Origin of the sequence: Nocardiopsis sp. NPDC101807 (assembly GCF_044766605.1) — a bacterium.
Classification (GTDB): domain Bacteria; phylum Actinomycetota; class Actinomycetes; order Streptosporangiales; family Streptosporangiaceae; genus Nocardiopsis; species Nocardiopsis tropica.
The window spans coordinates 628,599-643,533 of sequence record NZ_JBIWMK010000001.1; the positions used below are offsets into that span (position 1 = coordinate 628,599).

General features: G+C 70.1%; 10 protein-coding genes and 1 tRNA gene. 4 read left to right on the forward strand and 7 right to left on the reverse strand.

The genetic code is table 11. The features are described 5' to 3' along the window. Positions 1 to 319: 319 nt before the first annotated feature. Complete coding sequence (locus ACIRPH_RS02730; RefSeq protein WP_402909478.1) at positions 320 to 883, reverse strand: ANTAR domain-containing response regulator; 564 nt, start codon at positions 881 to 883, stop codon at positions 320 to 322. A gap of 156 nt (positions 884 to 1,039) precedes the next feature. Here ACIRPH_RS02730 and ACIRPH_RS02735 point away from each other — a divergent pair. The 3 genes from ACIRPH_RS02735 (at position 1,040) to ACIRPH_RS02745 (ending at position 3,175) form a co-directional block, all read left to right on the forward strand. After that, positions 1,040 to 1,116 (forward strand) — tRNA-Leu (locus ACIRPH_RS02735). 89 nt (positions 1,117 to 1,205) lie between these two features. Beyond that, positions 1,206 to 2,006 carry a transposase gene (locus tag ACIRPH_RS02740; RefSeq protein WP_402908454.1) on the forward strand — a complete coding sequence of 267 codons (801 nt, stop codon included), beginning with the start codon at positions 1,206 to 1,208 and terminating at the stop codon, positions 2,004 to 2,006. Between the two features lie 209 nt (positions 2,007 to 2,215). After that, positions 2,216 to 3,175, forward strand: coding sequence for a DUF1266 domain-containing protein (locus ACIRPH_RS02745; RefSeq protein ID WP_402909481.1), 960 nt, complete (start codon positions 2,216 to 2,218; stop codon positions 3,173 to 3,175). 122 nt (positions 3,176 to 3,297) lie between these two features. On the opposite strand, the gene pyk is transcribed toward ACIRPH_RS02745, so the two are convergent. Continuing rightward, entirely contained in the window at positions 3,298 to 4,731 is a 1,434-nt protein-coding gene (gene pyk / locus ACIRPH_RS02750) for a pyruvate kinase (protein WP_402908456.1), read from the reverse strand. A gap of 168 nt (positions 4,732 to 4,899) precedes the next feature. Between pyk and ACIRPH_RS02755 the strand changes: the two genes are divergently transcribed. Continuing rightward, positions 4,900 to 5,607: a maleylpyruvate isomerase N-terminal domain-containing protein gene (locus tag ACIRPH_RS02755; protein WP_402908458.1), complete on the forward strand. Its 708-nt coding sequence runs from the start codon at positions 4,900 to 4,902 to the stop codon at positions 5,605 to 5,607. Positions 5,608 to 5,738: 131 nt separating this feature from the next. Here the strand turns inward: ACIRPH_RS02755 and ACIRPH_RS02760 are convergent, their stop codons facing one another. From ACIRPH_RS02760 to gltB, 5 genes are all read right to left on the reverse strand, one after another. Then, entirely contained in the window at positions 5,739 to 7,049 is a 1,311-nt protein-coding gene (locus tag ACIRPH_RS02760) for an MFS transporter (RefSeq protein ID WP_402908460.1), read from the reverse strand. Between the two features lie 123 nt (positions 7,050 to 7,172). Beyond that, a complete protein-coding gene (locus ACIRPH_RS02765; RefSeq protein WP_402909483.1) occupies positions 7,173 to 8,072 on the reverse strand; it encodes a prenyltransferase in 900 nt (299 codons plus the stop codon). Between the two features lie 74 nt (positions 8,073 to 8,146). Continuing rightward, positions 8,147 to 8,530: a DUF2784 domain-containing protein gene (locus ACIRPH_RS02770; protein WP_402908462.1), complete on the reverse strand. Its 384-nt coding sequence runs from the start codon at positions 8,528 to 8,530 to the stop codon at positions 8,147 to 8,149. 325 nt (positions 8,531 to 8,855) lie between these two features. Then, positions 8,856 to 10,328 (reverse strand): glutamate synthase subunit beta, encoded by a 1,473-nt coding sequence (locus tag ACIRPH_RS02775; RefSeq protein ID WP_402908464.1) that lies wholly within the window; start codon positions 10,326 to 10,328, stop codon positions 8,856 to 8,858. A 32-nt stretch (positions 10,329 to 10,360) separates the two neighbouring features. After that, positions 10,361 to 14,917 (reverse strand): glutamate synthase large subunit, encoded by a 4,557-nt coding sequence (gene gltB, locus ACIRPH_RS02780; RefSeq protein WP_402908466.1) that lies wholly within the window; start codon positions 14,915 to 14,917, stop codon positions 10,361 to 10,363. Positions 14,918 to 14,935: the final 18 nt, after the last annotated feature.

The window sequence follows — 14,935 nt, forward strand, 5'->3', positions numbered from 1 at the left end:
CGCGCTCCTTGCGCATCTGAGGGTGGCGGCACCAAATGCGAACATTCGACACCGCTTGTCCTTTACTGTTCGGTGCGGCGAGTTTAGCCCGGTTTAGCCTGGTCATTCAGCACGGCTAAAGCCACGTGACCCAACCGTCACCCCATTGTGCGCAAACGAGATCAAAATGGTATCCATCGCCCGTTGACGGTGACCATTCGTCCAGGTTTCGTCACCCCCGGCGCACCGGCCCTCACCCTTCTCCCCCGGACACGACAACGGGGCCGCACCCGGTCGGGTGCGGCCCCGGTTCAGGGTCGCGGGGGTCGGCCCGCTCGGCCTACTGTCCCCCGAGGGTCTCGACGACCGTCTCGGCGACCTTCCTCATGGTCAGTCTCCGGTCCATCGAGTTCTTCTGGATCCACCGGAACGCCTCGGGCTCACTCATCCCGTGACGGCCCTGGAGGAGCCCCTTGGCCTGCTCGACCAGCTTGCGGGTCTCGAGACGGTCCTGGAGGTTGCTGACCTCCGACTCCAGCGCCGCCAGTTCGGCGTAGCGGGAGGTGGCCATCTCGATGGCCGGCACGAGGTCCGACTTGTTGAACGGCTTGACCAGATAGGCCATGGCGCCGGCGTCCCGCGCGCGCTCCACCAGCTCGCGCTGGGAGAAGGCGGTCAGGATGACGACCGGCGCGATGCGCTCACCGGCGATGCGCTCGGCGGCCGAGAGGCCGTCGAGCACCGGCATCTTGATGTCGGTGATCACCAGGTCGGGCTTGAGCTCCCGGGCAAGCCGGATAGCGGTCTCCCCGTCCCCGGCCTCGCCGACGACGGCGTAACCGTCCTCTTCCAGCATCTCCTTGAGGTCCAGGCGGATCAGGGCCTCGTCTTCCGCGATCACCACACGGCTCTGCGTCCTCGTCACGTACATGAGGTTACAGAGATCCGCTAGGATGCTGAGCGTCGGGACCGGCAATGCGCGCCAATCGTGACACCACCGTTGGCCGGGGCCGCTGACCGAGCGGGAAAACTAAAGAGAATGACTTGACAAATTCTCCAAGCCCTGGTATTCCAATCGGCAGAGAACGCGAGCTCAAACCTCGTACAGTGTGGGTTCGAGTCCCACCCAGGGCACCACAGCCACCTTCCAAGGTGGCTTTCTTGTTGTTCGGAGCCTTCCCAGGCGGACACGGGAAACGTCACAGGCGTGAGCAAGCCTTGACTCTATGTACGCGTCGCACGTCCGCCGCTCGGCGGTGTCCATGCTCGATTCCGGCCTCTCCTACAGCGAGGTCTGCCGCCGCACCGGTGTCAACCGGTCGACCCTGCGCACCTGGAACCGGAACCGTTCCCTCCTGGAGAAGTACCGGGACACCGGGGACTGCCCCCGCTGCGAACCCGTCCCACGCCCGCCCGTACCGGGCGCCGCCTACAGCTACCTCCTGGGGCTGTATCTGGGCGACGGAGCCATCACCCCGAGCGGCGACCGCAGCAGGGGCGTGTGGCGTCTGCGGATCGCCTGTTCCGACTGCTGGCCCGGGCTCATCCGCGAATGCGAGAACGCCATCTCCCAAGTGCTCCCCGGGCACTCCGTGGGGCGGACCGGTTCCACCGGATGCACCGAGGTCTACGGGGACTGGAAACACTGGCCCTGCCTCTTTCCCCAGGCCGGGCCCGGCAAGAAGCACGAGCGGCCCATCCTGTGGGAAGCCTGGCAACGAACACTCGTCGGGAAACACCCCGAGATGTTCGTACGGGGCCTGTTCCACTCGGACGGATGCCGGACCGAGAACAAGGTCCGCAGGTGGGTGGGTGGCGAATGGAAGGAGTACAGCTATCCCCGCTATCAGTTCTGCAATGCGTCGGGGGACATCGTCGCCCTGCTCACCGAGATCCTGGATCTCCTCGAAATCCCATGGAAGCGGCATGTGAGCCCCCGCCCGCCCCGGCAGGACAAGATCGTCGTGTCGGTGTCGAAGCGGGCGGCCGTGGCGCGGATGGACGAGTTCGTGGGGCCCAAGTACTGAGGAGCGGCCAGCGGGGCCAGAACCTGCGTAACTACCCGGCCAGTTCGACCACAAATGGGCCTTTTGTCACTTTATCCCTGGGCAAGGCGGGCCGAAGCGGTCACATCACGGCCACAACCTGAGTACAACCCGTGGGTTCGGTCGCCCCGGCGACCGCGTGTCCCTGATCCTTGAAGATCACGGACGAGTTCTCAGGAGAGGAGCAGCAGGTGCTGACCGCGGTGGCCGGAATCGTCGGCGCACTGGTAATCGGCGCCTGGGTCGTGGTGGCCTGGGGCTCCCGACGCCGCCAGCCCTGGTTGTTGACCCCGTTCGCCCTGCTCGTCGTCCTCCTCGTGGCCGTGGGCCAGGCGGGCTGGTCGTTCCTCCCCGCGGCGGCGCTCGTCGCCGGTTCCTTCGCCGAGCTGGTCATCGGCGCCCGTGAGTCCCCCGCCGTGCGCACCAAGGACCCGGACGCGCCGCTGAGCACGGAGCGGTGGGCGGCCGCCGTCGCCGCCCCGTTCCGGGTGGCGCTCGCCGAGCCCTGGGACGTGGTGGCACGCCCGTCGCTGCGCCGCCGCTACCGGCGGCTGCTGGAGCGCCAGTGGCAGGTGACGGACCGGGAGTCGCTCCTGGCGGCCGTGGAGGGCCTCCTTGAGGAGTTGCACACGAGTCCGACCCTGGACCTGGTCGTGGATCTGAGGGGCGGGATCGCGCGTTCCCGGTTCCCCCGGGACGAGGGCGGGCAGGCGACGGGCGGGCACGTGCTGCTGACGCCGGAGCAGGTCGTCCGGCTGCGTGCCGTCACGGGGGTCGGCGAGGCCGACGAGACGGTGATCATCGGGGCGTACCAGTGGTGGCGGTCGGTGCACGTGATCCGGTTGGTGTGCGGGGGCGCGACCCTGGACTGGCTGAGTCCGGTGGAGACGCAGACCCTGTTGCGGCGGGTGGCCTCGGACCTGCAGCGCCGGTATTCGTCGTGGCAGCAGTTGTCGACGGCGTTCCACGCGGGGTACCTGCTGTGGCGGGACAAGGGCGTGGAGGGCGACCACGGGGGGACGGACCGGGTGTGGGCGGCTCTGGGGCTGCTCACCGAGGATGTGCGGAGTCCGTGGAACCTGCTGCCGTGGGACATGCCGTTGGAGCGGGTCATCCCCGAGGGCGGGGTGGCCGCCAACCCGGAGCCGTAGGGCTCCGGAAAGACGTCGGCCGCACCTGGCCCTGACCCGGTGGGCGGCGCGGCTCATACGCCGTTCCTCCGGGCCGGACCTGATGCGGCACGTCTTGCGGGCGCCCGTCGCGGGCGCCGGTCCTACGTGGTTCCGAGCGCGACGGCGTCGCCGAGGCGGTGGACGCGCAGGGAGTTGGTGGATCCGGTGGTTCCGGGCGGGCTGCCGGCCACGATGACGACCTTGTCGCCCTTGGCGTAGTCGCCGAGCTGGAGGAGTTCGGCTTCGACCTGGCGGACCATGTCGTCGGTGTTGTCGACCCAGGGCACCAGGTTGGTCTCCACTCCCCAGGTGAGGGAGAGGGTTCCGCGGGTGGAGTTCTCGGTGGTGAACGCCATGAGCGGGATGGGTGAGCGGTAGCGGGCCAGGCGTCGGGCGGTTTCGCCGGACATGGTGAAGGCGACGAGGGCCTTGGCTCCGATGGTGGCGCCGATCTCGGCGGCGGCGCGTGCGATGGCTCCGCCGGTGGTCTCGGGTACCCGGTTGAGGATGTGGGAGGCGCGCAGGGATTCCTGTTCTGCGGCGCTGACGATGCGGGCCATCGTCTCGACGGTCTCGATGGGGTATTGGCCGACGCTGGTCTCTCCGGAGAGCATGACGGCGTCGGCGCCGTCGAGGACGGCGTTGGCGACGTCGGAGGCCTCGGCGCGGGTGGGCCGGGGGGATCCGATCATGGATTCGAGCATCTGGGTGGCGACGATGACCGGTTTGGCCTTGTCGCGGCAGCGTTCGACGGCGCGCTTCTGCACCATGGGGACGTTTTCGAGGGGGAGTTCGACGCCGAGGTCGCCGCGGGCGACCATGACTCCGTCGAAGACCTCGATGATGTCCTGGAGGCGTTCGACCGCCTGGGGTTTCTCGATCTTGGCGATGAGGGGGACGGTGACGCCCTCCTCGTCCATGATGCGGTGGCATTCCTCCGCGTCCGCGGGGCTGCGGACGAAGGAGAGGGCGACCATGTCGACGCCTTGGCGGAGGGCCCAGCGGAGGTCTTCCTCGTCCTTCTCGGTGAGGGCGGGGACGCTGACGGAGACGCCGGGGAGGTTGAGTCCCTTGTGGTTGGAGACGGTTCCGCCGTAGATGACGCGGGTGTGGACGTCCGTGCTGGTGGTCTTGGTGCATTCGAGGACGACGCGGCCGTCGTCGATGAGGACGCGGTCGCCGGGGCGGACGTCTCCGGGGAGTCCCTTGTAGGTGGTGGAGACGCGTGTGGCGTCGCCGGGGACGTCGTCGATGGTGACGGTGAATTCGTCTCCGGCGGTGAGTTCGACCGGTCCGTCGGGGAAGGTGCCGACGCGGATCTTGGGTCCTTGGAGGTCGGCGAGGACGCCGACTGCTCGTTGGGCCGACTCAGCGGCTTCGCGCAGGTTGGCGAGGCTGGCGCTGTGGTCGTCGTGGGTTCCGTGGCTGAGGTTGATACGGGCGACGTCGAGTCCTGCGTCGACGAGCTTGCGGAGGACTTCCGTGCTCGACGTGGCGGGACCGAGGGTCGCGACGATTTTTGCTCGACGTGTCACGCCTATCACTTTAGAGCGTCTGGGGGATGCAGTGGTCTAAACCAGGTTGCGAATGGACGTATCTCAGGCTGCGGGAAGACGAACGGGGGCGTTGCACGAACGGGGTTGTGGGTGGTGCGGGGGCTTTCTGTAGGTTGCCGGTGGCGGTCGTGATTCTGGGAGGTTCTGGTGTTCTCGCGTGATGTGGTGCTGGGTGCGCTGGCGGTGGAGGCGGCCTCGTTGGATGCGGTGTTGTGGGGGTTGTCGGAGGAGGAGGCGGTGGTGGGGACGCGGTGTGCGCCGTGGGACGTGGCGGCGTTGGCGGCGCACACGGTGAGGGCGATGTTGCAGGTGGAGCCGATGTTGGTTGGTGAACCTGCGGTGACGGGAGGGGTGTTGGTTTCTGCTGGGGAGTATTACCGGCCGGATGTGCGGTTCTCGGCGGAGGTGAACGCGCAGCGGGTGGGTTCGGCGGTGGAGGCGGCGGCGCGTCGTGCGGACGCGGGTGAGCCGGGGCGGGTGCTGCGGGGGCGGTGGTCGCCGTTGGTGGCGCGGTTGGCGGCGGAGCCGGTGGACCGGGTGGTGGTGACGCGTCATGGGGATCGGATGCTGTTGTCGGATTTCTTGGTGACGCGGGTGGTGGAGGCGGTGTTGCACGGGTTGGATCTGGCGGATGCGCTGGGCCGGGCTCCGTGGGTGTGCGGTGGGGCGTTGGACGTGGTGCGGGGGTTGTTGTTCGGGGAGGCTGATCCGGCGGTGGTGGAAGGGGTGGTGCCGGGTGCGTTGTCGGGTCGTGAGGCGGGGGTGGCCGCGGTGCGTTCGGTGACGGGTCGTGGGGGCGGGGTGCCCCGAGGTGCGTGGGAGGGGGCGGGGGTGCGGTTTCTGGCGTTGGGTTAGGCGGTGGGGGTGTTCCGGGGTGGGTTCTGGGGGTGTGGCCGGCCGTCGTCGGGGTGGGTGCGCCCCGGGTCTGCCCGCCCGGCCTTCCTGTCCCCGGGGGGTGGGTGGGTCGGGCGGGCCGTGGGCGGGTGTCAGTGGGCGGGGTCGGCGCGGGCGGCTTGTTCGTTGGCGTCGGCGCGGGCGGTGGCGGTGCGCAGGTGGCGCAGGACGAGGAGGGTGGCGGCGGTGAAGACGGCGGCGCCGAAGAGGGCGGGGGCCCGGAGGTCGGCGCGGGCGAGGAGGCCGCCGAGGAGGGCGCCTGCGGGGGCGAGTCCGAAGCCGAGCATCTGTTTGGCGCTGCTGACGCGTCCCATGAGGTGTTCGGGGACGATGTGTTGGAGGATGCCGCTGGAGAGGACGGTGCCGTAGGCGCTGGCGGCGGCGACGAGGGTCCAGGCGGCGGCTGCGGTGGGGGCGTTGGGGGCGAGGGCGAAGAGGGTGCAGAAGGCCGCTTGGGCGAGGTAGCCGGCGGTGATGCCGCGGTAGCGGCCGATGCGTTGTGCGGTGTTGCCGGCGAGGAGTGCGCCGCTGATGGCGCCGAGGGCGGCGGTGGCGAGGAAGACGCCGAAGAGGTGTGGGGGGACCCCGTAGTGGTCCTGGACGGTGAGGACGAAGACGGCGGTGACCGCTGCGGCGCCGAGGTTGAGGGTGGCGCCGAAGAGGATGAGGGCGCGTAGGGGCGGGTCGGTGTGGATGTGGCGCAGGCCTTGTCCGATGTCGTGGAGGACGGCGCGGAGGGGGTTGGCGGGCGGGGTGGTGGGCTGTTCGGTGGGTGGTGTGGGGGCGCGGCGTGCGGTGAGGGGCAGTCCGAGGAGGATGAGGGCGCCGAGGGCGTAGGCTCCGGCGTTGGTGGCGAGGGGTAGGGCTGCGGCGATGGCGAAGAGGAAGCCGCCGAGGGGTGCGCCGGCGAATTCCTGGGCGACTTCGCGTCCGCCGACGAGTCGTCCGTTGGCGCGGTCGAGTGCGGTGCGGGCGAGAGCGGGGAGGACGGCTCTTCCGGCGATGTCGTAGACGATCTCGCATGTCATGGCGGCGAACATGACGATGTAGAGGGTGGTGAGGGTGGCGTTGCCGGTGGCGGTGAGGATCGCGAGGGCGGTGATGGCGGCGGCGCGGAGGAGGTTGGCGGCGACCATGGCTCTGACGCGGTCGACGCGGTCGACGAGGGCGCCGGCGAGGAGTCCGAAGAGGAGCCAGGGGAGGTAGCGGGCCGCGGTGAGTCCGGCGACGGCGAGGGGGTCGTTGGTGAGGGCGGCGGCGAGCATGGGCAGGGCCGTGAGCATGATGCCGTCGGCGAGGTTGCTGGAGAGGCTGCCGGCCCAGAAGCGGTGGAAGTCCGGGCTGAGGCGTGGTGTGGGTCGGGGGGAGGGTCGGCCGGGCGTGGGGGGTGTGGTGGTGGGCATGTGCCTTCGGGGGGTGCCGGTGGGGTGTCGGCGGGTGACTCTATCGAAGGCCGGCGGGTGTGCGCATGGTTTTCGGGTGCGGGTGGGGGCCCGGTGGGTGGGCCGGGCCCGGTGGGCGGGTGTTCAGCGGTCGCGGCGGGGTGGTGGGAGGAAGGCGGCGATGCGGCCGTAGGCGCGGAGGATGCGCAGGCGTTGGATGGTGCGCATTCCTTCGCGTTCGATGGTGGCGGCGGTGTCCCAGTGTTCCCAGGCGGCGTCCCATCCGCCGTCGGGGCGTTGGCTGTTCTCGAAGTAGTCGAGGTTGCGGTTGATCTCGGCTTCGGTGAAGAGGGTCCGGGCGATGTGGCTGGGGTTGTCGGCGAGGTCGAGTGGTGTGTGGACGTGTCGTTGTCCGCAGGGTTTGGGGTTGACGTCGATGCCGGCGCGGATCATGGGGTAGAGGCGGTTGATGGCGTGGATGGATCGGGTGCGGTCGGGTGCGTGTTGGAGGAAGGCGCAGATGCCGATGGCTTCGTGGGGGTCGGTCCAGTGGAGTGCGTCGATGTGTTTCCAGCACCAGGCGGTGGCGAGGTCGCGCCAGGGGTGGCTGATGTGGTGTTTGTGGAGGTGGCCGGTGATGTGGGCGGTGAGGCCGAGGTCGGCGGTGAAGTCGTCGCGGTGCTGCCACCAGGGGGCGGCTTCGCTGTAGCGGACGTTGGGCAGGACGGGGGGCAGGCCTCCGTCGGGTTCGCTGACGGTGGAGAGGTAGCGGCAGATGCCGAGTCCGACGGTGGTGGGGATGGGGCCGAGTTCGTCGAGGTAGCGCAGGGCGATCTGGATGGCGGCGGGTTGGCTGGCGTGTCCGCGGAGGTCGGGGTCGAGGCCGTTGCCGTAGCCGCCGTCGAGGTTGCGGTAGGCGGTGAGTGCTTGGCGGACGGGTTCGGTGGGGCCGTTCTGGAAGAGGTGGGCGAAGCGGTGGCGGTCGATGAGTCGCGCGTTGCGCATGGTGAAGTGTTCCGCTGTGCGGAAGGAGTCCCAGGTCACGACGGTCATGTCTTCGACGGTACGTCCGCTGTCGGGTGCGGAGAATAGCTCGCGGGACAATCCATTCGCGTTCTTTACGCGGGGTTCGAAGCTTTGTGGTGTTTGCGTCTTCGGTGGTGGATGAGGTGTCCGGCCCAGGAGGCGGCGACGGTGGCGGCGACGGCGAGTTGGGCCGTGAGGAGGTGTTGGGAGGGGTAGACGACGCCGGTGAGGTAGTGGTCGATGAAGCCGGTGGCGGGGAGTCCCGCCTGGCCGGCGTTCTCGCGTCCCCAGTTCTCGAGGGCGGTGAGGGGGCACTGCCACCCGATGAGGGTGACTCCGAGGCCGTAGAGGGCGCAGGCGAGGTGGGGCCAGATGGTGCGGGGCCACCGCCAGGCGAGGAATCCGCCGAGGGTGACGTAGGCGAGGAAGAGCAGGTGGAGGACCATGGCGGTGTCGCCGATGAGTCGGTAGGCCATGGGCGTGGTCCTCTCGGGTGGGTCCGCGGGCGCTGTGGGCCGGCGGAGGGGCGGGCCCGGTGCGGGGGTGTGTGGGGGCGGTGCGGGCAGCCGCGGGTTCCGGGCCGGGTCCGTCTGTTCCCAGTATCTCTGGGTGGGGCCGGGCGGGCCAGGGCGCGGTGCGGCCTGTGGACGGGGCGCCCGGGGGGCGGGTGCTTCCTGGGTCCGGCGCCTTCGACGCCGGTGGTCGGGCACGGGCGCACGGGAACGCGTCGGGCACGGGGGTGGTGTCCCCCCGCGCCCGAGGCGTGGTGCGCTGCCGTGTGTCCCGCGGTGCGGGCGTCCCCTAGACCAGGGGGCGCTCGGTCGGCGGGATGGCCACCGGCAGGTTGGTGCCGCCCGGGAGGCCGGTGTGGGTGGCGAGGAAGCGGTCCACGCCCGCGGCGGCGGAGCGGCCCTCGGCGATGGCCCAGACGATGAGCGACTGGCCGCGTCCCATGTCGCCGGCGCAGAAGACGCCGTCGACGGTGGTGCGGTAGTCGCTGTCGCGGACGACGTTGCCGCGGCCGTCCAGTTCGACGCCGAGCTGGTCGATCATGCCCTCCTTCTGCGGGCCGACGAAGCCCATGGCGAGGGTGACCAGGTCGGCGGGGATCTCGCGCTCGGTGCCCTCGACGGGCTCGAAGCCGTTGGGGCCGCGCTTGACCTCGACCAGCTTCAGTGCGCGGACGTTGCCGTCCTGGTCGCCGAGGAACTCCAGGGTGTTGACGGAGTAGATGCGCCGTCCGCCCTCCTCGTGGGCGCTGGTGACCTTGTACAGCATCGGCATGGTCGGCCAGGGCTGGTGGTCGGGCCGCGTCGCCGGGGGCTTGGGCATGATCTCCAGCTGGGTGACCGACGCGGCGCCCTGGCGGTGGGCGGTGCCGACGCAGTCGGCGCCGGTGTCGCCGCCGCCGATGACGATGACGTGCTTGCCCTCGGCGTGGATGGGGGCGCGGTCGTAGTCGCCCTCCTGCACCTTGTTGGCCAGGGGCAGGTACTCCATTGCCTGGTAGATGCCCTTGAGTTCGCGTCCGGGCGCGGGCAGGTCGCGCCAGGCGGTGGCTCCGCCGGTGAGGACGACGGCGTCGTGGTCGGCGCGGAGCTCGTCGACGGTGATGTCGACGCCGATCTCGACGCCGGTGCGGAAGGCGGTGCCCTCGGCGGTCATCTGGGCGAGGCGGCGGTCGATGTGCCGCTTCTCCATCTTGAACTCGGGGATGCCGTAGCGGAGGAGGCCTCCGATGCGGTCGGCGCGCTCGTAGACGGTGACGTCGTGTCCGGCGCGGGTGAGCTGCTGTGCGGCGGCGAGCCCGGCGGGGCCGGAGCCGACGACGGCGACCTTCTTGCCGGTGCGTGTGGTGGGGGGCAGGGGCTTGACCCAGCCTTCCTCCCACGCGCGGTCGATGATGGAGACCTCGACGTTCTTGATGGTGACGGCGGGCTGGTTGATGCCGAGCACGCACGCGGACTCGCAGGGGGCGGGGCAGAGCCGGCCTGTGAATTCCGGGAAGTTGTTGGTGGCGTGCAGGCGTTCGATCGCCTCGGCCCAGTCGTGGTTGTGGACGAGGTGGTTCCACTCGGGGATGAGGTTGCCGAGCGGGCAGCCGTTGTGGCAGAACGGGATACCGCAGTCCATGCAGCGTGAGGCCTGCTTGGTGACGGTGGCCCGGTCGAAGTCCTCGTACACCTCGCGCCAGTCCTGGATGCGGACGTCGACGGGGCGGTGGGCGGGGAGTTCCCGCTCGGTGATCTTCAGGAAACCCTTGGGGTCGGCCATGGTGTTTCTCCTCCTCTCGTGGGGGCCGGCGCTCAGGACTGCGCGGAGGCCATGACGGCCTCGTTGACGTCGCGGCCGTCTCTTTCGGCTTCTGCCTGGGCGAGCAGGACCCGCTTGTAGTCGCGCGGCATGACCTTGGCGATCCGGGCGAGGCCGGTGTCGCCCTGGGCGAGGATGCGTCGGGCGACGTCCGAGCCGGTTTCGTCCAGGTGGCGGGTGAGGACGTCGGTGAGGTAGGCGCGGTCCTCGTCGGTGAGGACGTCGATCTCGACCATCTCGGTGTTGACGCGCCGGGTGTCCAGGTCCAGGACGTAGGCGATGCCGCCGGACATGCCGGCCGCGAAGTTGCGGCCGGTGCGGCCGAGGACGACGGCGCGGCCGCCGGTCATGTATTCGCAGCCGTGGTCGCCGATGCCCTCGACCACGGCGAGTGCGCCGGAGTTGCGGACGCAGAAGCGCTCGCCGACGACGCCGCGGAGGAAGATCTCGCCGGAGGTGGCTCCGTAGCCGATGACGTTTCCGGCGATGATGTGGTCCTCGGCGACGAGCCGGGATCGGGCCGCGGGGCGGACGACGATGCGGCCGCCGGAGAGTCCCTTGCCGACGTAGTCGTTGGCGTCCCCGGAGAGGCGCAGGGTGACGCCCTTGGGCACGAAGGCGCCGAAGGACTGTCCTGCGGATCCGGTGAAGGACACGTCGATGGTGTCGTCGGGGAGGCCGTCGGCGCCGTAGCGCTTGGTGACCTCGTGTCCGAGCATGGTGCCGACGGTGCGGTTGACGTTGCGCACGGGCAGTTCGAGCCGGACGGGCCGGCCGAAGTCGAGCGCGCCCTCGCTGAGCTGGATGAGGGTGTTGTCCAGGGCCTTGTCGAGGCCGTGGTCCTGGACGCGCTGGTGGGTGCGGTGGTCGCCGGCGCGGGGTTCGACCTCGTGGAGGATGGGTGCGAGGTCCAGCCCCTGGGCCTTCCAGTGGGTGACGGCTTCGGTGGTGTCGAGCAGGTCGACGGCGCCGATGGCCTCGTCGAGGCTGCGGAAGCCGAGCTGGGCGAGGTACTCGCGGACCTCCTGGGCGATGAACTCGAAGAAGTTCACGACGTGGTCGGCCTGGCCGGAGAACCGTGCGCGCAGGGCGGGGTTCTGGGTGGCGACGCCGACGGGGCAGGTGTCGAGGTGGCAGACGCGCATCATGACGCAGCCGGAGACGACGAGGGGCGCGGTGGCGAAGCCGAACTCCTCGGCGCCGAGCAGGGCGGCGATGACGACGTCGCGTCCGGTCTTCATCTGGCCGTCGGCCTGGACGACGATGCGGTCGCGCAGGCCGTTGAGCAGGAGGGTCTGCTGGGTTTCGGCGAGGCCGAGCTCCCAGGGGGTGCCCGCGTGCTTGAGGGAGGTGAGCGGCGAGGCGCCGGTCCCCCCGTCGTGGCCGGAGATGAGGACGACGTCGGCGTGGGCCTTGGAGACGCCCGCGGCGACGGTGCCGACGCCCGCTTCGGAGACCAGCTTGACGTGGACCCGTGCGGACGGGTTCGCGTTCTTGAGGTCGTGGATGAGCTGGGCGAGGTCCTCGATGGAGTAGATGTCGTGGTGCGGCGGCGGGGAGATGAGCCCGACGCCGGGGGTGGAGTGCCGGGTGTCGGCGATCCACGGGTAGACCTTGTGGCCGGGCAGCTGGCCGCCTTCGCCGGGCTTGGCGCCCTGGGCCATCTTGATCTGGATGTCGTCGGCGTTGCTGAGGTAGTGGGAGGTGACGCCGAAGCGGCCGGAGGCGACCTGCTTGATGGCGCTGCGCCGCAGGTCCCCGTTGGCGTCGGGGGTGAAGCGGTCGGGGTCCTCGCCGCCCTCGCCGGTGTTGGACTTGCCGCCGAGGCGGTTCATCGCGATGGCGAGGGTCTCGTGTGCCTCGGCGGAGATGGAGCCGTAGGACATGGCTCCGGTGGAGAAGCGCTTGACGATCTCGGAGACGGGCTCGACCTCGTCGACGGGGACGGGTTCGCGCACGCCCTCGCGGAGGCGGAAGAGCCCGCGCAGGGTCATGAGCTTCTCGGCCTGGTCGTCGACCTTGGAGGTGTACTCCTTGAAGATCTCGTACTTGCGGGTACGGGTGGAGTGCTGAAGCTTGAACACCGTCTCGGGGTTGAAGAGGTGGGGTTCGCCCTCGCGGCGCCACTGGTACTCGCCGCCGACGTCCAGGCGCCGGTGGGCGCCGGGGTTGGCGGCGTGGGCGCGGCGGTGGCGGATGGCGACCTCTTCGGCGAGGACGTCGAAGCCGACGCCGCCCAGGCGTGAGGTGGTTCCGGTGAAGCAGCGGTCGACGACGTCGGCGCCGAGGCCGAGGGCCTCGAAGATCTGGGCCCCGGTGTAGGAGCTGACGGTGGACACGCCGATCTTGGACATGACCTTGAGGACGCCCTTGCCGAACGCCTTGACGGTGTTGCGGACGGCCGTGTCGGCGTCGATCCCGCCGAGGGTTCCGCGTTCGACCATGTCGCGGACGGTGGCGAGGGCCAGGTACGGGTTGACGGCGGAGGCGCCGTAGCCGACGAGGAGTGCCACGTGGTGGCATTCGCGCACGTCGGCGGCTTCGATGAGGAGGCCGACCTCGGTGCGGGTCTTCTCGCGTACCAGGTGGTGGTGGACGGAGCCGGTGAGCAGGAGCGAGGGGACGGGTGCGCGGTCGGCGCCGGCCCCGCGGTCGCTGAGCACGAGGATGTGGGCGCCGTCGGCGATGGCCCGGGACACCTCGGTGTTGATCTGGTCGAGGCGTGCGGAGAGGGCCTCCCCGCCGCCGTCGACGGGGTAGGTGCCGTCGACGGTGTAGGTCCTGAGGGCGGGGTTGTCGCGGCCGGCGGCGACGATGGCGGCGAGTTCGGCCTGGTCCACGACGGGTGTGGGCAGGACGAGCCGCTGGGTGTCGCCGGGGGCGGCGTCGAGGATGTTGTGCTCGGCGCCGAGGAGGGTGGACAGGCTGGTGACCATCTCCTCCCGGATGGCGTCCAGCGGCGGGTTGGTGACCTGGGCGAAGTTCTGCGAGAAGTAGTCGAAGAGCTGTCGGGAGCGGTCGGAGAGAGCGGCGACGGGTGTGTCGGTGCCCATGGAGCCGATGGGTTCGGCGCCGGTGCGGGCCATCGGGGTGAGGATGACGCGGAGTTCTTCCTCGGTGTAGCCGAAGACCTGCTGGGCGAGGTTGAGCTCGGTGACGGGGACGGGGTCCGCGGCGGGGAGCTCGGCGAGGCGCAGGACGCCGGTGTCGATCCACTCCTGGTAGGGGTGTTCGGCGGCGAGTTCGGCCTTGATCTCCTCGTCCTCGATGATGCGGCCCTGCGCGGTGTCGACGACGAAGATGCGGCCGGGCTGGAGGCGTCCCTTGCGGACGACGGTGGCGGGGTCGATGTCGAGGACGCCGGCCTCGCTGGCGAGGACGACGAAGCCGTCCTCGGTGACCCAGTAGCGGCCGGGGCGCAGCCCGTTGCGGTCCAGGACGGCGCCGACGACGGTGCCGTCGGTGAAGGACACCGAGGCGGGTCCGTCCCAGGGCTCCATGAGGGTGGAGTGGTACTCGTAGAAGGCCCGGACGGCCGGGTCCATCTCGGTGTGGTTCTCCCAGGGCTCGGGGATCATCATGAGCACCGCGTGCGGGAGGGTGCGTCCGCCGAGGTGGAGGAGTTCGAGGGCGTCGTCGAAGGACGCGGTGTCGGAGTCGTCGGGGTCGACGATGGGGAAGATGCGGTCGAGGTCGCCGGGGATGAGGTCGCTGGCGAGCTTGGCCTCGCGTGCGCGCATCATGTTGCGGTTGCCCTTGACCGTGTTGATCTCGCCGTTGTGGGCGACGAAGCGGAACGGGTGGGCGAGCGGCCAGGACGGGAAGGTGTTGGTGGAGAACCGGGAGTGGACCAGGGCGAGTCCGGACGCGTAGCGCCGGTCGGACAGGTCGGGGAAGAACGGTTCGAGCTGCGGGGTGGTGAGCATGCCCTTGTAGGCGATGGTGCGCGGGGACAGGCTCGGGAAGTAGACGTCGGCCTCGTGCTCGGCGCGCTTGCGGACGCAGTAGGCGTGGCGTTCGAGTGCGATGCCGGTGAGACCCTCGGTGGGGGTGCCCCGGGTGCCGGTGATGAAGAGCTGCCCGAAGTAGGGCATGGCCTGGCGGGCGGCGGGGCCGCTGTACTGGGGCTCGAAGGGCAGTTCGCGCCAGCCGAGGAGGGTCAGTCCCTCGTCGGCGACGATGGCGTCGATGGCCTCGACGGCGGCGGCGCGCTCGGCGGCGTCGACGGGGAGGAAGGCGATGCCGGTGGCGTAGGCGCCGGGTTCGGGGAGTGCGAAGTCGCAGACCTCGGTGTAGAGCTCGTGCGGGATCTGGGTGAGGATGCCCGCGCCGTCCCCGTCGTCGGGGTCCGCGCCGGAGGCGCCCCGGTGGTCGAGGTTGCGGAGGACGGTGAGCGCCTTGTCGACGATGTCGTGGCTGCGTCGGCCGGTGAGGTCGGCGACGAAGCCCACACCGCAGGCGTCGTGCTCGAAGGTGGGGTCGTACAGGCCCTGGGAAGTGGATTCTGCGTTCGTTCGGACGGACGAACGCCGCACCTGAGCAGCGGGCATCTACCCTCCCTGTCGTCT